This is a genomic window from Stenotrophomonas sp. OVS01A (genome assembly GCF_019969775.1).
Lineage (GTDB): Bacteria > Pseudomonadota > Gammaproteobacteria > Xanthomonadales > Xanthomonadaceae > Stenotrophomonas > Stenotrophomonas indicatrix.
This window is the reverse complement of sequence record NZ_JAHXYV010000004.1, coordinates 223,914-242,580: the sequence shown is the minus strand read 5'-3', so window position 1 is coordinate 242,580 and position 18,667 is coordinate 223,914. Positions and strand designations below refer to the sequence as shown.

Annotated in this window: 25 protein-coding genes; 13 read left to right on the top strand and 12 right to left on the bottom strand. The window is 66.4% G+C overall.

Going from position 1 to position 18,667, the window contains the following annotated elements; genetic code table 11:
• Nucleotides 1-75 precede the first annotated feature (75 nt).
• Nucleotides 76-240, bottom strand: a complete 165-nt coding sequence (locus tag LC407_RS15805; RefSeq protein ID WP_154231504.1) for a hypothetical protein — start codon at nucleotides 238-240, stop codon at nucleotides 76-78.
• Between the two features lie 11 nt (nucleotides 241-251).
• Between LC407_RS15805 and LC407_RS15800 the strand changes: the two genes are divergently transcribed.
• From LC407_RS15800 to LC407_RS15790, 3 genes are read left to right on the top strand one after another with little or no spacing between them, the layout of a single operon-like run.
• Nucleotides 252-542 (top strand): winged helix DNA-binding protein, encoded by a 291-nt coding sequence (locus LC407_RS15800; protein ID WP_263292347.1) that lies wholly within the window; start codon nucleotides 252-254, stop codon nucleotides 540-542.
• On the top strand, nucleotides 542-1,090 hold the full coding sequence (locus LC407_RS15795) for a TetR/AcrR family transcriptional regulator (protein ID WP_223483172.1): 549 nt from the start codon (nucleotides 542-544) through the stop codon (nucleotides 1,088-1,090). Before LC407_RS15800 ends, LC407_RS15795 begins: the two co-directional genes overlap by 1 nt.
• A gap of 28 nt (nucleotides 1,091-1,118) precedes the next feature.
• Nucleotides 1,119-2,105: an NAD-dependent epimerase/dehydratase family protein gene (locus LC407_RS15790; protein WP_223483171.1), complete on the top strand. Its 987-nt coding sequence runs from the start codon at nucleotides 1,119-1,121 to the stop codon at nucleotides 2,103-2,105.
• Nucleotides 2,106-2,108: 3 nt separating this feature from the next.
• On the opposite strand, the gene LC407_RS15785 is transcribed toward LC407_RS15790, so the two are convergent.
• Nucleotides 2,109-2,963 carry an AraC family transcriptional regulator gene (locus tag LC407_RS15785; RefSeq protein WP_223483170.1) on the bottom strand — a complete coding sequence of 285 codons (855 nt, stop codon included), beginning with the start codon at nucleotides 2,961-2,963 and terminating at the stop codon, nucleotides 2,109-2,111.
• A gap of 148 nt (nucleotides 2,964-3,111) precedes the next feature.
• Between LC407_RS15785 and LC407_RS15780 the strand changes: the two genes are divergently transcribed.
• From LC407_RS15780 to LC407_RS15770, 3 genes are all read left to right on the top strand, one after another.
• On the top strand, nucleotides 3,112-3,882 hold the full coding sequence (locus LC407_RS15780) for an SDR family oxidoreductase (protein WP_032978053.1): 771 nt from the start codon (nucleotides 3,112-3,114) through the stop codon (nucleotides 3,880-3,882).
• A gap of 210 nt (nucleotides 3,883-4,092) precedes the next feature.
• Nucleotides 4,093-4,662 (top strand): TetR/AcrR family transcriptional regulator, encoded by a 570-nt coding sequence (locus tag LC407_RS15775; RefSeq protein WP_032978050.1) that lies wholly within the window; start codon nucleotides 4,093-4,095, stop codon nucleotides 4,660-4,662.
• 63 nt (nucleotides 4,663-4,725) lie between these two features.
• A complete protein-coding gene (locus tag LC407_RS15770) occupies nucleotides 4,726-5,202 on the top strand; it encodes a nuclear transport factor 2 family protein (protein ID WP_223483169.1) in 477 nt (158 codons plus the stop codon).
• A gap of 93 nt (nucleotides 5,203-5,295) precedes the next feature.
• On the opposite strand, the gene LC407_RS15765 is transcribed toward LC407_RS15770, so the two are convergent.
• On the bottom strand, nucleotides 5,296-5,739 hold the full coding sequence (locus LC407_RS15765; RefSeq protein WP_025875920.1) for a Rid family hydrolase: 444 nt from the start codon (nucleotides 5,737-5,739) through the stop codon (nucleotides 5,296-5,298).
• 364 nt (nucleotides 5,740-6,103) lie between these two features.
• Here LC407_RS15765 and LC407_RS20865 point away from each other — a divergent pair, with 364 nt between their 5' ends.
• Both LC407_RS20865 and LC407_RS20905 read left to right on the top strand, forming a co-directional pair.
• Complete coding sequence (locus LC407_RS20865; RefSeq protein ID WP_199776064.1) at nucleotides 6,104-6,316, top strand: helix-turn-helix domain-containing protein; 213 nt, start codon at nucleotides 6,104-6,106, stop codon at nucleotides 6,314-6,316.
• 466 nt (nucleotides 6,317-6,782) lie between these two features.
• Nucleotides 6,783-7,151: a hypothetical protein gene (locus tag LC407_RS20905; protein WP_033832719.1), complete on the top strand. Its 369-nt coding sequence runs from the start codon at nucleotides 6,783-6,785 to the stop codon at nucleotides 7,149-7,151.
• A gap of 30 nt (nucleotides 7,152-7,181) precedes the next feature.
• Here LC407_RS20905 and LC407_RS15750 read toward each other — a convergent pair whose 3' ends face one another.
• Nucleotides 7,182-7,859, bottom strand: coding sequence for an Ivy family c-type lysozyme inhibitor (locus tag LC407_RS15750; protein WP_223483167.1), 678 nt, complete (start codon nucleotides 7,857-7,859; stop codon nucleotides 7,182-7,184).
• Nucleotides 7,860-7,967: 108 nt separating this feature from the next.
• Here LC407_RS15750 and LC407_RS15745 point away from each other — a divergent pair, with 108 nt between their 5' ends.
• The gene (locus tag LC407_RS15745; RefSeq protein ID WP_223483166.1) at nucleotides 7,968-8,444 is read left to right on the top strand and encodes a nuclear transport factor 2 family protein; all 477 of its coding nucleotides are present in this window, start codon (nucleotides 7,968-7,970) and stop codon (nucleotides 8,442-8,444) included.
• Between the two features lie 96 nt (nucleotides 8,445-8,540).
• Here LC407_RS15745 and LC407_RS15740 read toward each other — a convergent pair whose 3' ends face one another.
• The 5 genes from LC407_RS15740 to LC407_RS15720 form a co-directional block, all read right to left on the bottom strand.
• On the bottom strand, nucleotides 8,541-9,566 hold the full coding sequence (locus LC407_RS15740) for an NAD(P)H-dependent glycerol-3-phosphate dehydrogenase (RefSeq protein ID WP_025875929.1): 1,026 nt from the start codon (nucleotides 9,564-9,566) through the stop codon (nucleotides 8,541-8,543).
• Nucleotides 9,567-9,586: 20 nt separating this feature from the next.
• Complete coding sequence (gene secB, locus LC407_RS15735; RefSeq protein WP_025875931.1) at nucleotides 9,587-10,105, bottom strand: protein-export chaperone SecB; 519 nt, start codon at nucleotides 10,103-10,105, stop codon at nucleotides 9,587-9,589.
• 99 nt (nucleotides 10,106-10,204) lie between these two features.
• A complete protein-coding gene (locus LC407_RS15730) occupies nucleotides 10,205-10,642 on the bottom strand; it encodes a rhodanese-like domain-containing protein (protein WP_025875933.1) in 438 nt (145 codons plus the stop codon).
• A gap of 57 nt (nucleotides 10,643-10,699) precedes the next feature.
• Nucleotides 10,700-11,131, bottom strand: a complete 432-nt coding sequence (locus LC407_RS15725) for a hypothetical protein (protein ID WP_080150286.1) — start codon at nucleotides 11,129-11,131, stop codon at nucleotides 10,700-10,702.
• A gap of 32 nt (nucleotides 11,132-11,163) precedes the next feature.
• Nucleotides 11,164-11,631 carry a YiiD C-terminal domain-containing protein gene (locus tag LC407_RS15720; RefSeq protein WP_032951885.1) on the bottom strand — a complete coding sequence of 156 codons (468 nt, stop codon included), beginning with the start codon at nucleotides 11,629-11,631 and terminating at the stop codon, nucleotides 11,164-11,166.
• Between the two features lie 33 nt (nucleotides 11,632-11,664).
• Here LC407_RS15720 and LC407_RS15715 point away from each other — a divergent pair, with 33 nt between their 5' ends.
• The 3 genes from LC407_RS15715 (at nucleotide 11,665) to LC407_RS15705 (ending at nucleotide 14,852) form a co-directional block, all read left to right on the top strand.
• The gene (locus tag LC407_RS15715; RefSeq protein WP_218788316.1) at nucleotides 11,665-12,453 is read left to right on the top strand and encodes a uroporphyrinogen-III synthase; all 789 of its coding nucleotides are present in this window, start codon (nucleotides 11,665-11,667) and stop codon (nucleotides 12,451-12,453) included.
• Between the two features lie 104 nt (nucleotides 12,454-12,557).
• Entirely contained in the window at nucleotides 12,558-13,538 is a 981-nt protein-coding gene (locus tag LC407_RS15710) for a uroporphyrinogen-III C-methyltransferase (protein ID WP_059063155.1), read from the top strand.
• A gap of 6 nt (nucleotides 13,539-13,544) precedes the next feature.
• On the top strand, nucleotides 13,545-14,852 hold the full coding sequence (locus LC407_RS15705; RefSeq protein ID WP_032978029.1) for a heme biosynthesis HemY N-terminal domain-containing protein: 1,308 nt from the start codon (nucleotides 13,545-13,547) through the stop codon (nucleotides 14,850-14,852).
• Between the two features lie 123 nt (nucleotides 14,853-14,975).
• Here LC407_RS15705 and LC407_RS15700 read toward each other — a convergent pair whose 3' ends face one another.
• Complete coding sequence (locus tag LC407_RS15700) at nucleotides 14,976-16,271, bottom strand: acetyl-CoA C-acetyltransferase (RefSeq protein ID WP_088100805.1); 1,296 nt, start codon at nucleotides 16,269-16,271, stop codon at nucleotides 14,976-14,978.
• A 93-nt stretch (nucleotides 16,272-16,364) separates the two neighbouring features.
• Between LC407_RS15700 and LC407_RS15695 the strand changes: the two genes are divergently transcribed.
• A complete protein-coding gene (locus LC407_RS15695; protein ID WP_025875947.1) occupies nucleotides 16,365-17,252 on the top strand; it encodes a hypothetical protein in 888 nt (295 codons plus the stop codon).
• Nucleotides 17,253-17,367: 115 nt separating this feature from the next.
• Here the strand turns inward: LC407_RS15695 and LC407_RS15690 are convergent, their stop codons facing one another.
• Together LC407_RS15690 and LC407_RS15685 are read right to left on the bottom strand one after the other, a co-directional pair.
• Nucleotides 17,368-18,000 carry a superoxide dismutase family protein gene (locus LC407_RS15690; protein WP_080150281.1) on the bottom strand — a complete coding sequence of 211 codons (633 nt, stop codon included), beginning with the start codon at nucleotides 17,998-18,000 and terminating at the stop codon, nucleotides 17,368-17,370.
• Nucleotides 18,001-18,033: 33 nt separating this feature from the next.
• A complete protein-coding gene (locus LC407_RS15685) occupies nucleotides 18,034-18,603 on the bottom strand; it encodes a superoxide dismutase family protein (protein ID WP_025875951.1) in 570 nt (189 codons plus the stop codon).
• Nucleotides 18,604-18,667 lie beyond the last annotated feature (64 nt).

Here is an 18,667-nt window from a genome sequence, read left to right as displayed (position 1 = left end):
TCTGTCCGAATGCAGACATTGCGCAGGTCAGGCCATCTCCTTAGTCTCGTGGTCGCGCCGATCGTCGATGACCGTTCAGAGCTTGATTTCCAGCGTTGCCCGATACAACAGCGCCGTCTTGCGGCGCCGCTCGATATCCGTCGAGCCGCTCTCGTCGAAGTAGGCGTTCCCCGAAATGATCGCCTGCTGCAGCAGTTGCCCACGCTCACGCGGAGCTTGCTCTTCCTGCTGATGCTCCATCGCACGTCAGGTTGAAGACAGAGGGCACCGAAACTTCCACTGCGGCCGTGACCCAGCTGCTGAAAGGTCTTGTAGGTGCTGGCTACGTGGACAAGCAGGAGGAAACCGACGACCGGCGCAAGGTGCGGGTGAAGCTGACGGCTGCCGGTCGAGCGCGCCACCGGCAGCGCGAAGCGAACATCCAGCAGTGGATGCAGCAGGCGCTGGCGCACTCTACGACGCGCTGTAGGCCGCCCAGAGGGCTTTACACCATCGCATCCATATTTATAATCGACCGGATGGTTAAATATGGAACCCGGTGATGGGCCGTCGCAAAAGTATTGATCCGCAGCAGCTCCTTGATGCTGCCGAGCGCGTTGTCGCCCACGTGGGGGCGGCGCGCCTGACGTTGGATGCGGTGGCCGCCGAAGCCGGGGTCAGCAAGGCCTCGGTGGTCTACGACTTCCAGTCCAAGGCCGGTCTCATCCAGGCCGTGGTCGAACGTGCGGTGGCCCGCGACAACGCCTTCAACCGCGAGGCGGCCAAGGGGTTCAACCAGGATGCGCTGCTGCGCGGTCGTATTGCCGCAGCGGCCCAGCCCTTTCCCGAGGCATTCCAGCCGGTGGCCTTGGCGCTGTGCGCGGCCATGGCCCAGGATCCACAGCTGCGCGCGCCCATCCAGCACAACCAGGCGCAGATCCTGGCCGAGATCCAGCAGCAGGCCACGCACCCACGCAGCGCGTTGCTGGCATACCTCGCGCTGGAGGGTATGAAGCTGCTGGAGTCGCTGGACTACGTGCAGTGGCCGGCCGCGCAGCGGCAGCAGCTGCTGCAGGACATTGGCGCGTTGATCGAGACGCCGCCGCGCTGAACCCGTTCTCTCCCCCGAGGTAACCCTGATGAGTTCTTCCACCCTCTTCCTGACCGGAGGAAGCGGCTACGTGGGCCGCAATCTGATTCGCCGCCTGTGTGCAGACGGTCACCACGTGTGTGCGCTGGTGCGCAGCCCCCAGGCGGCGGCGGTGGTACAGGCGCTGGGCGCCCAGCCGGTACACGGCGATCTGCTGGACCCCGGCATCGCTGCGGCGATGGAGGGCTGCGCCGCGCTGATCCACGCGGCCGCCGACACCGACCACCGAAATGCTTCACCCAGCCAGTGGCAGACCAACGTGGAAGGCACCCGCAACGTGCTGACGGCCGCCCGTACTGCGGGTGTGTCGGTGGCGATCGTGCTGAGCAGCGAATCGGCACTGACCACCGGTGCGCCTTTGCAACAGGCGCGCGAGGACCATCAGTATCCGGCGCGCGCAGCAGGCATCTACGGCGCGAGCAAGGCTGAAGCAGAACGGGTGGCGATCGCGCTGTCCACACCGCATTTCGCAGTGAAGGTACTGCGACCAAGATTCGTCTGGGGCCGCGACAACACGACCGCTATGCCCTACTTGCTGCAGGCCGTACGCAGCGGCCGCTTCGCCTGGATCGACGGCGGGCACTACCTCACCTCGTCCACCCACGTGGACAACCTGGCTGAAGCGGTCTGCTGCGCCTTGACGCGTGGTGCGGGCGGCCGTGTCTACCACATCTGCGATGGTGCGCCCGTGCCGTTCCGCCGTCTGATTGGCGCTCAGTTGCTGGCTTATGGCGTAAAACCGCCTGAAAAACAGGTGCCGCGTGCGCTGCTGCGTGTTTTCATCGGACTGGATGACCTGTTCCGCAGACTGCGGCTGCCTCTGCGTGCGCCAATGACCCGCCAGGAGTTCGCATCTTCAGCGGTGGAGGTCACGCTGGATGACAGCCGTGCACGCAGCGAGCTTCGCTATCGTCCGGCGGTTACGCTGGAAGCCGGAATCGCGATGCTGCAGCGCCAAGTGGCCGAGCAAGGCTGATACTCATCGAGCGATCGGCGGGAGAGCCTCGCGCGGTGCGTGGCCGAACAGCCGACTGAACTCGCGGCTGAACTGAGAAGGGCTCTCGTAGCCCACGGCGAACGCGGTGGCGGAGATGCTGGTGCCGCCCCGCTGCAGCAGGCGACGTGCCTCGATCAGGCGCAGCTGCTTCTGGTACTGCAGCGGTGACAGGCCCGTTGCCGCACGGAAATGCCGATAGAACAGCGCGCTGCCCATGCCTGCACGGCTGGCCAGCGCGGCCGCATCAAGCGGTTGCCGGAAGCTGCGTTGCAGGGTGCGAATCGCGCCCGCCATCCGCCGTGCCAAGGGAGATGGCTGGGCCATCGCCAGCAGTGCTGGCCCTGCTTCACCCTGCAACAGACGAAACAGCAGCTCACGCTGCAGGGCAGGCCACAGCAGCCGCTGGGCGTCGGGCGTGTCGAGGGCCAGCTCCAGCAGACGCAGCAGACAGCTCAGTACGGGTGAATCCAGCGCTACCACACTGAATGGCGCAGGATGAGGCGCTTGGCCTGTAGGTGGGTTGCCCAACTGGCTCAGCAACTGTCGCAACAAGACGGTGTCCAACTCCACCACCAGCCCCAGAAAATACGTCTGGTGGTTGCCCCGGGCCACCATCCCGCGAGCGGGAACGGGCTGACGGGTGAGTAGTGCATCGCCGGCGCGATATTCCAGCACCGCATCGCCCACCCATACCTGTTTGGCCCCCTGTAGCACCGCCGCCACCGCGGGACGGTACAGAGCCGGGGCCGGAGCGCGCGTTGATCCTGTACGCGCCAGCCAAGCGCCGGGCAGAAGTTCCAGCAGCGGCTCCGCTTCCAGGCTGCGTGCGCGCAGCACCGCCTGCGCCTGCAGCGCTAATGCACGCAGCGGGGCTTGGCGATCACAGGTAGCAGGGGAATCGGGCAAGGATCGTGTGCAATTGGGCAAGTGCGGACGGCACCGTGGGCGCAGCATGTCACGCTCCGTTTCACGAGACAAAGCCGCCATGAACAGCGTACATACCCCGCGCACCATCGCCCTGGTTACCGGCGGCAGCCGCGGCATTGGCCGCAGCATTGCCCTCCACTTGGCCAGGCAGGGTAGCGACGTGATGATTACCTACCAGCATCAGCAGGTTCAGGCCGCCGAAACCCTGCGCCAGATCGAAGCCTATGGCGTACGCGCCGCGATGCTGCCGCTGGATCTGGATGCGGTTGGATCACTGGAGACCTTCGCATCGGCTGTGCGGGCACAATTGCAGCGCTGGGGTGCATCGCACTTCCAACAGCTGGTGAACAATGCAGGGCTGCACGCACCATCGGCGTTCGGTGAGATCCGCGGCGATGACATCGACCTGCTGTACCGCGTGCATTTCAAAGCGCCACTGCTGCTGACCCAGTTGCTGGCGCCGCAGCTGGCCGATGGCGGCGCCATCATCAACATCTCCACCAGCCTGACCCGCCACGTGGCTGCGGGCAGCCTGGTGTACGCAGCAATGAAGAGCGCACTGGAAACCGCCACCCACTATCTCGCGCTCGAGCTGGGACCGAGGGGCATCGCGGTCAACGCCGTAGCCCCTGGCGCCACCGAGACCGACTTCTTCGGCGGTGCAGTGCGCGACGATGCCGCCGTGAACCACTACGTGGCACAGCACACGGCGATGGGACGTACGGGTCGCCCCGACGACATCGGCATGGCCGTGGCAAACCTGCTGGCGGGAGGCAGTCATTGGATTACCGGTCAGCGCATTGAGGCCTCAGGAGGAATGCTCCTGTAAGCCACGAAAGGGCCTGGCGATGTCAGCTTCTGGCCGAAAGCGGAAGCTGGCGTGTGCATGCAATCCGAGCAGATATTCGTCAACCCGGCCGGGCGCTACAGGTTGTGGAAATGTCCGGATTACCTGGCAGGTCGCCTTCGGCAACTGTGCCGCAGAGCTGATGTGTAATCGCTGGTTGACAAGGTAGAACGATCGTTCTACCTTGTCGCCATGGATAAGACAACGACCGACACCCGACTGAAGATCCTGGACACGGCGGAGGCGCTGATTTACCAGAACGGGATACATGCGACCGGCATGGATCTTCTGGTGAAGACCTCTGGCGTTGCGCGCAAGAGCATTTACCGACACTTTGAAAACAAGGACCAGGTTGCCGCAGCCGCATTGAACGCGCGGGACGTGCGCTGGCTCAACTGGTTCAGGCAGGAATGCGACAAGGCCGGCAGCCCGGAAGCGCGCATCCTGGGCATGTTCACGGTGCTCAAAGGTTGGTTCAAGTCCGAGGGCTATCGCGGCTGTGCCTTCATCAACACGGCAGGCGAGGTCGGCGATTCGCACGACCCGATCCGCAGGATCGCCAAGCACCACAAGCAGAAACTGCTCGATTACACGCTGGAGCTCACCGGGCAACTGAACATCGCGCAGCCGGCCGTTCTGGCGCAGCAGCTGCTGCTTCTGATGGAAGGCGCCATCACCGTATCGCGCGTGATGGGTGACTACGACGCCGCAGACACCGCAAGGGACGTTGCGCAGTTGTTGTTGAAGCAAGCCACGCGCTAACGACGCAGTAACCGAAATCCCGCCGCAGTACCCCGTTCATCCATTTCCACTGGAGGCCCCACCGTGTCCGCAGAAGCACCCCGTCCCCCCCTTCCCCCGTTCACTCACGAATCGGCGATCCAGAAGGTTCGCTTGGCAGAAGATGGCTGGAATTCCCGCGATGCCGACAAAGTGGCGCTTGCCTATTCGCTCGACACCCAGTGGCGAAACCGCGCCGAGTTCACCAACGGCCGCGAGGAAGCCCGGCAGTTCCTTGCCCGAAAGTGGAAGAAGGAGCTTGAGTACCGCCTGATCAAGGAATTGTGGGCATTCACCGGCAACCGCATCGCCGTGCGCTACGCCTATGAATGGCGCGACGACTCTGGAAACTGGTTCCGCTCCTATGGAAACGAGAACTGGGAATTCGGCGCGGATGGTCTGATGGAGCACCGCTTCTCGTGCATCAACGACATGCCCATCAAGGACAGCGAACGCAAGTTCCACTGGCCACTGGGGCGCCGCCCGGATGATCACCCGGGGCTGTCCGACCTGGGCATGTAAGTTGCGGAGCCAACGTGAGGAAGGCCTGCGGGCGTGAATGCGCCCGCGGGCTTTCCATGTCAGCGCGGGGTGCTCCTTCGCTTCAGGGTACGGTTACGGCTGCACTTCAGCGCGGAACGCGATCTCGATCAACTGTTCGGGGAAAGCGAGCGCGGAAACCCCGATGAGGTTGCTGGCCACCTGGGGAACAGGCTGGCCATAGACGGCAGGCCTGACCTTGCTGCTGGCGGCGAACGCCGCAGGCACATCAATGACAAACAGGGTTTCCTCAACCACATCCGCCAACGATCCACCCAGCTCGGCCAACAACACCTGCGCGTTCTCGTAGGTGCGCTTCATCTGCGCTTCCATGGTGTCGAAGTTGGCAGGCTTTCCATCAGCGCCCAGAGCGGCCGGCGCCACCAGCTGTCCCTCCGGCGTGTGCGAGAGCTGGCCCGACACGAAGATCGAATTGTTCACGCGCACGGCCTGTACATACCCATAGGCCGATTCCCACGGCACGCCGAAGCTGGCCGTCTTGCGGTTGGAGGTACTCATTGCGTTGTCCTTCCAAGGATAAGGTCGCCAGTCTGCCGGCAGGCTCGGGTCCCCGCCTGCCCCGAACGGGTGAGGCAAGCGTGATCGTGAGCCTCGTGCTTCTGCGGCTGGCCGGAAGCTGACACAGACTTCGGTTGCGCCATCCATGCGCCGTTTGTTCAATCCAGCGCGTGCTCGGCCAGACATGATCTATCGGTCCCAATGCAATCTCGCACCGATGACAGATTCCGATACGTGCCGTTCGCCAGTCCAAAGTACCTTCCGACGTTGTGTCATCGGCGGAGAACGAAAGGACAGATCGGCACCACCGCAGGTTACGGAGGGGGCGATAGCCTTCTCCACCCTGTCTTCCCTGGCCGCAGTATTGAGCGATGAGAACCGCCGGCTGTTGCGACTGCTGCGCGAACTTCAACCCAGGTCGCTCACCGAACTGTCCGAGCACTGCGGGCGCAAGGTTCCAAGCCTTTCTCGAACCCTTCGGATGATGGAAGGCTATGGGCTGGTTGAACTGAAGCGGGTCGGGGCGTCTGTGGTGCCATCTGCCATGGCCACGCGCTTTCTCATAGAGCTCGACTAGCACCACGCTGTATCGCCCAATCGCAGCGTTCTGTCGTTATTGCCTCGCTGACGTCTCAGCCAACTACGCCGGCAATCACGACCCATGTCGCATATTCATCTATCGCTGAGGGCCCTTGCGCCATCGGCGTCTGGGGCGGCTTAACAGCGTGGGAGAATGCCGAAAGCGTCTTGCATCAAGCGTTGAATGCAATTTGTCTGATTGGCGTTGCGCAGCCACAGAGGTACAGATGACGGGCCATCGAAAAAGGATGGCCGGGCCTCGAAGACCCGTGCGCTTGTTTGATTACGCTTGCCAGCCGGCGTCACCCCGCGTGACGCCGGCTGGCAATCCGTCTGCCGGCTATGGCGGGCGGAGCGTGGAGGCCCTGTGCCTGCCGGCTTCAACAAGCGCCCGGTTTTCGAGCCACGTCTCCGCCCGCCACCTTTGTGTGGCGGCTATCGTCTGTCCTGCACGGAGCCCAGCCATGACTGCACCGGAATTTCCTCGCCCTCATCCCTATCGCGCAGCTGGCGATGCGTCATCAGAACAAGCATCTGCGATCGATCCCAGAGCTTTCATCGCCACGCTGACGCGGATTGGAAAAGGCGCAGCCGCCGACGGCCAGCCGTGGCCGGAGCGTCATCAGATGCCCGGCCGCCGCATGGCGCTGGCCGATGCGGACTGCGCACTGGCGGGCCTGCGCATCGCGCTGGAAATGCTGCTGGCGGCCGAGCGCGTCCGCCAGAACGGCCCGGACGACGAATACGTGGGCGATCGGGTGATGGAGGGTTTGATGATGGCGTGCCTGGCGCTGACCGCGCAGGTCAGCGCGCGGATGCGGCCTGAGGCGTAACGCCGGAGAATCTTCCGGCGTTACCGCTCATCATTCGCAGGAATCGCCTTCTTCCTTCAACATCGCCTCGTCCACCGGCCGCTCGCGCTCGATCAGCGCACGCTGCTCTGCGTTCGGCTCACCCAGCCACCACACGTTGCAGCGGGTGATAAGGCGGCCGACCATCTTCGAGTGCGTCGGCGAATACAGCATCGCCAGCGCGGTGGTCGAGCACTGGTGCGCCTGGCAGGCGGTGTAGAGCCACCACGGCTCGCCCTGCAGCACCATCAGTTCGCCAGGACCGCTGGGACCGCTCAGCAGGCGTTCGCGCAGCGAAGGGACGTTCTTGTCGGGCAATTCGACCGCCGCAGTGTTCTTCATCAGGGCGTCGAACGCGGCCAGCACCTTCGGGTCCTTGCGGCCGCAGTCGTCCACGGTGTTGCCGCCGACCAGGGTGAAGAAATAAGTCGCCAGCGGATTGTCCGCGCAGGTGAGTTCGGCGCCGGGGGTCTCACCTTCCGGCTCGCCTTCGTTGTCCCACACCGACGGGTCCACGCCGTCTTCGACGGAAGGCGCGTTCTCGACCACCGTGGCCGTGGCGGCTGGGGCTTCCGTCGGCGCAGCAGTAGCGGCAGGTGCAGCTGCGGTGCCTGCTTCCGGTGCCGGTGCCTGCGTGCACGCAGCCAGCAACGCGACCAGCCCTGCCATTCCCATCATTCGAGACGTCATTCCCTGTCCTGTGTCCATTCGCCCAGCCGGCGACCACGTGATTCTACCCGCCAGCCAAGGTGGATACTCTGGCAATCACGCCTTCCATCACTGCCAGGATGCAGACACATGCGCCGTTCACTACTCGCCTCGATGCTTCTCAGTGGCCTGTTGCTGGCCGTGCCTGTTGTTGCGCAGGAGCCCACCGCATCCTCGCCCGCCGCACGCCTTGCCGATGTGGCCCTACCCACTGCGCTGGATCGCGTGCTGCGCGATTACGAACAGGCGTGGCGCACCGGTGATGCGAAGGCGTTGGCGGGATTGTTCGCCGAGGATGGTTTCATCCTGCAGAGCAACCAGCCGCCCGTGCGCGGGCGCGCGGCGATCGAGGCGGCGTATGCCGGCCAGGGAAGCAGCCCGTTGCGGCTGCGTGCGCTGGCCTATGCCGCAGAGGAATCCACCGGTTACATCATTGGTGCCTACACCTACGGCAGCAACGTGGGTGATACCGGAAAGTTCACGCTGACGTTGAAGCGCGTGGCGGGTGGGCCGTGGATGATTTTTTCGGACATGGACAACACCAACACGCCGCCGCGGTCGCGGTGATGGGCGCTGCGGGTTCCGCAGTAGATCCACGCCATGCGTGGATGGGTTTCGCGCACGCACAAAAAAAAACCCCGGCACTGGGCCGGGGTTTTCGATTCACTTGAACAGCGTATCCGGATACTCCGGCTTCTGTTCGCGTGCCAACAGCGCACGCAATCCTTCTTCCGGGGTCTGCTCGCCATGCAGCACGGCGCGCACGCGGTCGGAGATGGGCAGGTCGATACCATGACGGCGCGCCTGTCGCATCACTTCGTCGGCGGTCTGCACCGACTCGACCACCTGACCGATTTCGCGGATGGCGTCCTGCAGCGTCTGCCCGCGGCCCAAGGCCAGGCCCAGGCGGCGGTTGCGCGACAGGTCGCCGGTGCAGGTCAGCACCAGGTCGCCCAGCCCCGCCAGGCCCATCAGCGTTTCCGGCTTGGCGCCGATCGCTGCCGCCAGGCGCAGCATCTCGTTGAGGCCACGGGTGATCAGGCCGGCACGGGCGTTCAGGCCCAGCTGCATGCCATCGGCGACGCCGGTGGCCACGGCCAGCACGTTCTTCATCGCACCGCCCAGCTCGGCACCGACCATGTCGTCGCCGGTGTAGGCGCGGAACGCCGGACCGTGCATCGCCTCGGCCACCGTCTGCGCGAACTCGGGCACGTCGCCGTGCACGGTGATCGCGGTCGGCAGGCCCAGGGTGACTTCCTTGGCGAACGACGGCCCGGTGACAACGGCCAGCGGCACGTCCTCGCCCAGCACTTCGCGCGCTACTTCATGCAGGAAGCGGCCAGAGCCGGGCTCGAAGCCCTTGGTGGCCCAGGCCACACCGGCACCGGCCGGACGCAGCGGTGCCAGCGCGCGCACGGTTTCACCGAATGCATGCGACGGGGTCACCACCAGGATCCAGGCGGCACCTTCCACCGCCGACGCGAGGTCGGTGGTGGCGCGCAGCGATTCCGGCAACGGAATGCCCGGCAGGTAACGCGGATTCTCGTGGCGCTGGTCGATGGCCTCAACCACGGCGGCATCGCGCCCCCACAGCACGGTCTGGCGACCGTGGCGGGCGAGCAGCGTCGCCAGCGCGGTTCCCCAGGAACCGGCGCCGAGTACGGCAATCTTGTCAGCGGTAGTGCTCATCCGTGACGTCGCGGCCGGGATCAGGCGTTGCCGGCCGGCTCGGAGTCAGCCAGCGACGGTGCGTCGCCCTGCTCCTGGCGCTGGCGCAGGGTTTCTGCGTACAGGCCTTCGAAGTTGATCGGCTGCAGGAAGAACGGCGGGAAGCCGCCGGCCTGGATCAGGTCGCTGACCAGCTGGCGCACGTACGGGAACAGGATGTTCGGGCACTGGGTGCCGAGCAGCACGTCGATCGACTGCGGGTCCAGGCCGACCAGGCCGAACACGCCAGCCTGCTTCACTTCGGCCACGTACGCGGTGCGCTCGCCGGCCTGGCAGGTCAGGGTCACGGCCAGCACGACTTCAAAGGCATTCTCGCCCAGACGCTGGACCTGCTGGTTCAGGTTGAGCTGCAGTTCCGGCTGCACCTGGTCGTTGAAGATCGACGGGGCATTCGGCGACTCGAAGGAAACGTCCTTGACGTAGATCTTCTCGACGGTGAACGCGGGGCCGGTGGCGGCATCGACCGGCGCGACAGCGCCGTTGGTGGTCTCTTCGGACATTTCCAGTAACTCCAGTGAATGCAATGAAAACGATGGTCGAATTACTGCGATGGGGGCGGCGGAGGGCGCAAACAAGGCCACATCCGCCACCGCCTGCTATCAGTTGCGGCCCTTGACCAGCGGCAGTTCTGCCTGCTGCCACGCGGGGATGCCGCCGTCGAGCACGAAGACCTTCTCGAAGCCGGCCTTCTTCAGCGCCTTGGCGGCGGTCTCGGACGCGTTGCCGCTGCGGCACACCAGTACCACCGGGGCCTGCTTGGCGTTGGCCACCAGCTTGTGCTCGGGGCCGAACGCGCTGGCCTGGGCACTGCGGCTGCCGGCGATGTGGCCCTTTTCGAAATCAGCGCTGGGCGACAGATCAACCACCACCGTGCCGCCCGCGTTGATCAGCTGGGTCAGTTCGGCGGGCTTGATGCCCTTGAAGCCCCGGAACAGGCGGCGGATTTCGGTGACGATGAGGGCCACGGTCAGGCCGACCAGGGCCGCGGACAGCATCGGGTTTCGGCCTGCGAAGGCCAGCAACTCTTCGTAATTCACTCAGGTCACGGGTCGATTAAGCGGGCGCCGATTGTCGCACAAGCCGGACGCGACCCGTCACTGCCCCTGCCAGAGGTCCGGCAGGCCCGCACTCTGCCACCAGCGCTTGGCTTCCGGATCCCAGCGCCAGCGCTCGGTCACAACCACGGTGCGCTCGGCCTGGGTGTTCTGGTTGATCACCCCGATTTCGACCCGGCGCTCGACCTGGCCGCCGTCCAGCGATGCGCTGCTGCGCTCGCGGTAGGACGACACGCGCAGCTGCGCATAGCGGTTGAGCTCGAACTCGGTCGGCGGCTTGGTCTTGCGCAGCTGCGGGTCCAGATAGGCGATGGCGTCGTCCATGCTGCCCCAGCGGATGGTGGCACCGTAGGCGATCTGGGTCTCTTCCAGCAGCTTGCGCTGCTTGCGGCTGAGGTCGTCGGCGGCAGCGCCAGCGGCGGCGCTGAGCAGCAGCAGGGAACACAGGAGGATCTGGATGAGGCGGCGCATCGGTGGGTTCCGCAGGGCGTCAGCCTGCCATCCTACCCTTTGGCGAAGGCAACGAAGCGACCGCTGAATTCGGCCGCGGCCTTGCCGTCGGCACCGGGCTGGGTGGCGACAATGCTGATGCGGGCCTTGCCGCGCTGGCGGAAGGTGGCCAGGAAGGTCTCCCAGGCGCCGCTTCCGGCCGCTTCGGCATGGGCATGCAGGTCTTCATAGACCGGTGCCAGGTAGCGCAGGTTGCTGTCGGCCACGTAGACCTCGGCGTCGTGGCCGGCCAGGCGCAGGCGCAGGCTGACCAGCGCCCAGCCGGACAGGGTCAGCACCGAGGCCAGGCTGCCGCCGAACGCATTGCCCTTGTCATTGACGTTGGCCACCAGCGGCGCGGTGATACGCAGCACGCCGTCGGCATAGCCATCCAGGCGGATCTGCATCGCGCGGACCGCCGGCATGCAGTCCAGCACGTCCTGCAGGGCAGCCAGCGAAGAGGTCAGGGCATCAACAGCCATCAGCAGCAACCACGACAACGAAGGGCCCGCATAATGACGGTAATGGCCAACCATACGATACCCACTGGCTGGACCCTGATCTCGCTGCGCCCGCAGGGCCAGCAGGCGGCGCTGCGCCATGCCGCAGCAGGGCTGGGAGGCCGTACCGTCGCGCTTTCGCCCTGGCGGCTGCAGCGGCTGCAGGGCAGCGCCGTGCGCCAGCAACTGCAACGGGCGCTGACCAGCGATCGGGTGGTGTTCACCAGCCCGGCGGCCGTGGCCGCAGCGGCCAGCCTGCTACCGCTGGCGGCGGCGCAGCGCAGCCCGTGGCTGACGGTGGGCGAAGGCACCGCGCGTGCCCTGCTGGCCCATGGCGTCGCTGACGTCCATGCGCCCCAGCGGATGGACAGCGAGGGCCTGCTGGCGATGCCGGTGCTGGGCGATGTGCGGGGCATGCAGATCGGGCTGGTGACCGCACCGGGAGGCCGGGGCCTGATTGCCGCTGAGTTGCAGGCCGCGGGCGCGCAGATCACCCGCGCTGATGTCTACCGACGGCTGCCGCTGCGCTTGTCGCGGCGCATTCTGGCGCGTTTGGCCCGTTCTCCAACGCCTTGGCTGCTGGCCATCAGCAGTGGCGAGGCATTGCAGCGTTTCTGGCAGCAGCTGCCTGCGCACTGGCAGCAGCGGCTGCGGGCAAACGCGATCGCGCTTGTGGCCAGCGACCGGCTGGGCGCGCAGGCGCAGGCCCTGGGGCTGACCCGGGTGGTGCGCAGCGAGGGCCCTACCAGCGTTCAGTTGATGGCCGCCGCACACACTGCGCTCACCGGCCCGGCAGCGACCTGAACAGGCACCCGGCAGCGGCTTGCCGGTGTCGTCGGCAACAGTGATGCTGTGCACAACGCTGCCTGCCGGATCTGTTCCGGCATTGCCGCCGACAAGGAAGCCCGATGAACGACACTCTGCCGCCCGCTCCATCGCCCCATCGCCCCATGCGCTGGCTGCTGCCGCTTGCCGTGCTGGCGGTGCTGGGCGCGGGCGGCTATGCCGGCTACCACTATTGGCAGAAGCAGCAGAGCGACCAGCTGGCGCAGGCGCAGACCACCGCCGTGCAGCTGAAGGGGCTGGAGGCTACGGTCGAGGCCCTGCGCCGCGACCAGCGTGCTGCCAGCCAGCGCTTGCAGGATGCAGCCACCACCAACCGGGTGCTGCGCGACGAAGTGCTGGGCCTGTCGCAACGCAGTGCCCTGCTGGAAGAAAACCTGGCCAAGCTGGCCGACAGCGCCAACCAGGGCCGTCAGGCCGTGCAGCGCGATGAGGCCGAACTGCTGCTGACCCAGGCCGCACAGCGGCTGGCCTTCGCCGATGACGTGGAAGGCTCACGCCGGCTGTATGCGCTGGCCGCCACTGCATTGGCCGATCTGCCCGACAGCGACGGCCTGAACCTGCGCCAGGCACTGGTGCAGGAACGCAACGCGCTGGATGCGTTGGGCGCTGGCCCGCGCGTGCTGTCACTGCAACGCCTGGACGCGCTGGGCAAGGCCCTGCAGGGCCTGCCTTCGCAGATCGCGCAGACGCCGGCCAACAACACCGCAAAACCGTGGTGGCAGGCCGCGCTGGCGCCCTTCGTGGATATCACCCCGAGCCGCCTGAACGGCCCGCTGACGTCGGCCGAGCGCGCCACCATAGATACGGCGCTGCAGCTGGAACTGACCCTGGCCCGCGCAGCGATCGAGCGCGGCGACGGCAAAGGCCGCGATGCCGCGCTGAACAGAATCGATCTCTGGGCGCAGCGGCGCTGGCCGGATTCACCGGACCTGCGCGCGCAACGTGCTGAACTCCATGCCCTGCGCTCGCTGCCATTGCAGGCCGATGACACCGTGCTTGGCAGCACCCTGCAACAACTGCGTACCCAGACCGACCGGAGGTAAGCCCGTATGAAACCCCTGCAATCACTGGTCGTGCTGTTGCTGGCCGTGGCCATTGGCGTAGTTGCCGCGCAATGGCTCGGCACCGATGACCTGAACCGCTACGGCGAAGTGACCCTGCGCTATGGCGGCTACGACTACCACAGCAACCTGCCGAAGGTAGCGCTGCTGTCGGTGATCGGCGTGCTGGTGCTGTGGCTGCTGTGGAGCCTGATCGCCGCACCGTTCCGTGCCTGGGGCCGCTACCGCCGCAAGCAGGGCCGGGTGCGCCTGATCGATGGTCTGCTGGCCTATGAGCATGGCCAGTGGCAGCGCGCCGAGAAGCTGCTGGATGGCGCCGCCAAGGATCCGGAAGTGAGCGGGGTTGCCCTGGCCAATGCCGTGCGCAGCGCGCAGGTGCGGGCCGATGCACCCGCTGCAGAGGCGCTGCTGCAGCGCCTGGGCGAAAGCGATGCGACCTTGCAGGCACTGCTGCGTGCCGAGCAGCTGTTGGCCAACGATCTGCCGGTGGATGCGATCAACGCATTGGATGTGGCGGCGATCCAGCCGCTGCCGCCGCGTGGTCTGTGGCTGCGTACCGAAGCGCTGGCACGTGCTGGCCGCGCGCACGAGGCTTACGGCCAGCTGGGCGCGCTGCGCCAGACCAAGGTGCTTCCGGCCGAGGCCAGCAGCGAGCTGGAAGCACGCCTGGCCGCGCAGGCACTGCTGGAAGCGGGCGACGTCAACGCCCTGGCTGCGCAGTGGGAAGCCACGCCGAAGGCGCTGCGACCGACCCCGGACGTAGTTGCCGCCTACGCCACCCGTGCAGTTGCACTGGACTGGGACGAACCGGCACTGCTGGCGCTTGAGCAGGCGCTGGACCACCGCTGGGATGACGAACTGGTGGCCGTGTATGGCCGTCTGCCGGCCGAACGTCTGGCCACGCGCCAGGCCAACCTGCAGCGCTGGCGCAACGTGCATGACGACTCGGCGGCCCTGCGCCTGGCCCAGGGCCGCATCGCGCTGGCGCAGCAGCAGTGGGACGCGGCCGATGCGTTCCTGCATGAAGCCATCGCCGCGGGTGCCGGTGCCCCTGCATGGGAAGCGCTGGGCGAAGCCTTCGCGCAACGTGGCGAACACGTGCTGGCCGCGCAGTGCCTGGCCAACGCGCTGCGCCTGCAGCGAGGCGAAGACAGCGTGGCGCTGGTGCGTGCACCGGCAGCGGTGGTTGACCCGCCGCTGCATGCGACCGTCGAGGAGCAGTCGATTGCACCGCTGCCGCCGGTGTACGACGCCAATGAAGAGCGCGACGCGTTTGGCAACCCGCGGATGCCGTGACCCGCTTCGGTAGTCGCCAACCTTGGTTGGCGTGTGAGCCCACCGGGATAACAAAAACGCCGCCCATCGGGCGGCGTTTTCAATTCCAACGTTGCCGGCCAGCGGCCGGCACTACCGTGGCGTTCAACGTTCGACGATCGCCACCACGCCCATGCCGCCGGCGGTGCAGATCGACACCAGCGCACGGCCACCGCCGCGCTCGGCCAGCTGCTTGGCCGCCGTGGCGATCACGCGTGCACCGGTGGCGGCGAACGGGTGACCGGTGGCCAGCGACGAACCCAGCAGGTTGATCTTGTCCGGGTCGATGCGGCCCATCGGCGCATCCAGGCCGAGGCGGTTGCGGCAGTAATCCTCGCTCTCCCACGCACGCAGGGTGCACAGCACCTGTGCGGCGAAGGCTTCGTGGATCTCGTAGATGTCGAAGTCCTGCAGGGTCAGGCCGTTGCGCTTGAGCATCTCCGGCACGGCCACGGTCGGCGCCATCAACAGGCCTTCGCCGTGCACGAAATCGACGGCCGACACGTGTGCGTCGCGCAGGTAGGCCTGCGGCTCGTGGCCATGTGCGCGTGCCCACTCTTCGCTGGCCAGCAGCACGGCGGCGGCGCCATCGGTCAGCGGGGTGGAATTGGCTGCGGTCAGGGTGCCACGGCCGGATACCTTGTCGAAGGCCGGCTTCAGCGTGGCCAGCTTCTCCAGCGAGGTGTCGGCACGCAGGATGTTGTCGCGCTCGACGCCGCGGAACGGTGCGATCAGGTCATTGAAGAAGCCGCGCTCATAGGCTGCGGCCAGCTTCTTGTGCGAGGACACCGCCCACTCGTCCTGCGAGTCGCGCGAGATGTTCCACTCCTTGGCCATGTCCTCGCAGTGGTCGCCCATGCTCTTGCCGGTACGCGGCTCGGCCACGCCCGGAAACTCCGGCTTGAGCTCGGCGAACTTGAAGCCGGAGGTCAGTGCGCGGATCTTGTCGCCGGTGCTCTTGGCACGGTTGGCAGCCAGCAGGCGCGCGCGCAGCTTCTTTCCGTACACGATCGGCACGTCGGACGTGGTGTCCGAACCACCGCCGATGCCGGACTCGATCTGGCCCAGGGCGATCTTGTTGGCAACGGTGATGATGCTGTCCAGCGAGGTGCCGCAGGCGCGCTGCAGGGTGATGCCGGGGGTCAAAGGCGACAGGCCCGAGGACAGCGTGGCTTCGCGGCCCAGGTTCCAGTCGCTGGAGTGCTTGATGACCGCACCCATCGCCACTTCGCCCAGCTGCTGGCCGTGCAGGCCGAAGCGCTCGACCAGCGCTCCCAGCGTACGCACCGACATGCCGAGGTTGCCGACATCCGAATACGCGGTGTTCTGCCGGCAGAACGGAATGCGGACGCCACCGAGGATGGCGACGGGACGAGCGTTGGGCATGGAGATACCTGGCATGGATGAGGGTGTCTGCAACATGGCCTGCACGACAGAGCAGGCATAATGGGGCCAAGTGTAGCTGCCGCCCTGTGATGGGCCAACCGTGGAACCATGAGCAAACCCGACCCTGCGATGAATGCCCTTGGCGTGCTGGCCCTGGAACTGGCCGGCGGCGAAATCCCCCGCCAGGCGGTGCTCAGCGCTGAACAGGCCGGTGAACTGGCCGAACGCGTCGGCCGCGACCTGTCCAAGCTGGTGCCACAGGTGGCCGAGCTGGACCTGGTGTTCGCCGCCGCCCATTTCGATCCGGCCGAAGTGCTTCGCCCGGGCTGGCCGATCCATCGCCGCCTGGAAGAACTGCAGATGCGCGCGCCCGGCAGCAACCAGGGCCCGCGCGTGCTGGCCTTCGGCGCCGACGCCAGCGGTGATGTGCCGCTGCCGTTCCAGGCCGACGCTACCTTGGTAGGCGGTGGCCTGCGGGTGGTGCCGTTCCTGCTGACCGGTACCGACGTGGCCACCACGACAGCCGTGGCCGATGCCCTGGAAGAGGTGCTGCTGGCCAATGGCATGGCCCATGCCGATACCGCGCTGATGGCGCAGAACACGTTCGGTGCACGCGTCGAGCACGCACGCTATTTCACCGTGAACGACCTGGCCGCGATGATGTCGATGCAGTACGACAACCAGGGACTGGCCGCGCTGTGGCCGCTGATTGAAACCGCGATCATGGCCCCGGGCCAGGACGAGTGGCTGAGTGACGCACCCGAGCCGTTGCTGCGCTATACGCAGGGCGAAGCGCGCATGGCGCTGTTCGACCCGGCCGGCTGGTGCGCGCATTACAACCACGGCAAGGGCGACTGCGAGCGCCTGCAGGGCATCTACGAGCAGTTCCTGATGCGCCAGCGGCAGATGGCCGCGGTGCTGGAAGCGCACGGTGTGCCGGTGCTGTTCGTGCATTGCGAAGCCGGCCAGGACGCGCGCGAACTGCTGGCGCGCTGACGACCAGGTAATGCCGCCGGGCATGGCCCGGCGCTACCCACGGAATACGGTAGCGCCGGGCCATGCCCGGCGGATCAACTGAAAAACGCCGGCTTGCGCCGGCGTTTTCGTTTTCTTACGGTGCCTTGTTGATTACCGCGCACGCCAATCGCGCACCGGCGTTGCCGGTCGGCTGGGTCTTGTAGTCGTCCGCGTCGGCGTGGACGATCAGGCCACGGCCGATGATGTCGAAATCATCACCCTTGCCGATGTTGACGTTGCTCGACACCGGGCTGTCGATGGTGGCTACGCCCTTGTCGTCGGCCTTGATGTTGGGCATGTCGCCACCGTGGTGCGGATCGGTGGCGACGTTGCCGTGGTCCTGCTTGCCCGGATTGAAGTGGCCGCCGGCGCTCATGCCGTCCGGCGCGCTGCAGTCACCCTTCTCGTGGATGTGGAAGCCGTGCTCGCTGCCCGGCTTCAGGCCACTGATCTGGCCGGATGCGTGCACCTTGCCGTCGACCAGCTTGAAGGTGATCGAGCCCTTGGTTTCATTGCCCTGGGTCGGTGCCAGTTCGGCAGTGGCCGAGGCATCGGCTGCCGGGGCCGCTGCGGTAGCCGGTGCAGTGGCCGGATCGGCCGGTGCTGCCGAACCTTCGGCCGGGGTGGTGGCCGGAGCTTCGGCTGCCGGCGCTGCCGGCTGCTGGTTGCAGGCGGCAAGGCCCAGTGCAGCGATGGCCGCGAACAGCGAAGTGTGGATCAGACGCATGGAAACTCTCCTTGGGAAATGCCGGTGGTGTGATCAGCGGGTTACCCGGATCACGCCGCAGGCGATGCGGACGCCGGCATTGCCGGCGGGCTGGCTGCGATAGTCGTCGGCCCTGGCATGCACGACCAGTGCACGCCCGGCGATATCCGTGGCGGCGCCTCCGCCCAGGGTAACGCCCTTCAGATGCACATCGATGTTGGCGCGGCCCTGCGCGTCGGCCTGCAGGTTGTCGATGTCACCGAGGTGGTGCTTGCCGCTGCCTGCACGACCGTGGGCGACACCGGCGGGATTGAAGTGGTTGCCGGCGCTGCTGGCGTCCACCGCGCTGCAGTCACCGCGCTCGTGGATGTGGAAGCCGGCCTGCTGCATCGGCTGCAGGCCGCCAACCAGGCCGGTCAAGTGCACGCCACCGCTTTCGGTCTTCAACACCAGACGGCCGCTGACGATGCTGGCCGAGGCTGGCGCCAGGTTTGCTTCGGCCAGCTGGGCCACGGGCGTGGTGACCACCGGCGGCGGTGTGGGCTGCGGCTTCTTCGGTGCGCTGCCACAGGCAGACAGGAGCACGGCAGCGGACAGCGGCAGAAGGGCGAAGGACAAACGCATCGAGGACTCCTTGCAGGTAACACTACGGACGGCATCGTCCATGGAGGATCAACAGTTCGGCAAG

Coding starts and splice junctions, on each gene's coding strand:
- LC407_RS15805 (WP_154231504.1), bottom strand. CDS start 240: ATGGAGCATCAGCAGGAAGAGCAAGCTCCGCGTGAGCGTGGGCAACTG.
- LC407_RS15795 (WP_223483172.1), top strand. CDS start 542: ATGGGCCGTCGCAAAAGTATTGATCCGCAGCAGCTCCTTGATGCTGCC.
- LC407_RS15790 (WP_223483171.1), top strand. CDS start 1,119: ATGAGTTCTTCCACCCTCTTCCTGACCGGAGGAAGCGGCTACGTGGGC.
- LC407_RS15780 (WP_032978053.1), top strand. CDS start 3,112: ATGAACAGCGTACATACCCCGCGCACCATCGCCCTGGTTACCGGCGGC.
- LC407_RS15775 (WP_032978050.1), top strand. CDS start 4,093: ATGGATAAGACAACGACCGACACCCGACTGAAGATCCTGGACACGGCG.
- LC407_RS15765 (WP_025875920.1), bottom strand. CDS start 5,739: ATGAGTACCTCCAACCGCAAGACGGCCAGCTTCGGCGTGCCGTGGGAA.
- LC407_RS20905 (WP_033832719.1), top strand. CDS start 6,783: ATGACTGCACCGGAATTTCCTCGCCCTCATCCCTATCGCGCAGCTGGC.
- LC407_RS15750 (WP_223483167.1), bottom strand. CDS start 7,859: ATGACGTCTCGAATGATGGGAATGGCAGGGCTGGTCGCGTTGCTGGCT.
- LC407_RS15745 (WP_223483166.1), top strand. CDS start 7,968: ATGCGCCGTTCACTACTCGCCTCGATGCTTCTCAGTGGCCTGTTGCTG.
- LC407_RS15740 (WP_025875929.1), bottom strand. CDS start 9,566: ATGAGCACTACCGCTGACAAGATTGCCGTACTCGGCGCCGGTTCCTGG.
- secB (WP_025875931.1), bottom strand. CDS start 10,105: ATGTCCGAAGAGACCACCAACGGCGCTGTCGCGCCGGTCGATGCCGCC.
- LC407_RS15725 (WP_080150286.1), bottom strand. CDS start 11,131: ATGCGCCGCCTCATCCAGATCCTCCTGTGTTCCCTGCTGCTGCTCAGC.
- LC407_RS15720 (WP_032951885.1), bottom strand. CDS start 11,631: ATGGCTGTTGATGCCCTGACCTCTTCGCTGGCTGCCCTGCAGGACGTG.
- LC407_RS15715 (WP_218788316.1), top strand. CDS start 11,665: ATGACGGTAATGGCCAACCATACGATACCCACTGGCTGGACCCTGATC.
- LC407_RS15710 (WP_059063155.1), top strand. CDS start 12,558: ATGAACGACACTCTGCCGCCCGCTCCATCGCCCCATCGCCCCATGCGC.
- LC407_RS15705 (WP_032978029.1), top strand. CDS start 13,545: ATGAAACCCCTGCAATCACTGGTCGTGCTGTTGCTGGCCGTGGCCATT.
- LC407_RS15700 (WP_088100805.1), bottom strand. CDS start 16,271: ATGCCAGGTATCTCCATGCCCAACGCTCGTCCCGTCGCCATCCTCGGT.
- LC407_RS15695 (WP_025875947.1), top strand. CDS start 16,365: ATGAGCAAACCCGACCCTGCGATGAATGCCCTTGGCGTGCTGGCCCTG.
- LC407_RS15690 (WP_080150281.1), bottom strand. CDS start 18,000: ATGCGTCTGATCCACACTTCGCTGTTCGCGGCCATCGCTGCACTGGGC.
- LC407_RS15685 (WP_025875951.1), bottom strand. CDS start 18,603: ATGCGTTTGTCCTTCGCCCTTCTGCCGCTGTCCGCTGCCGTGCTCCTG.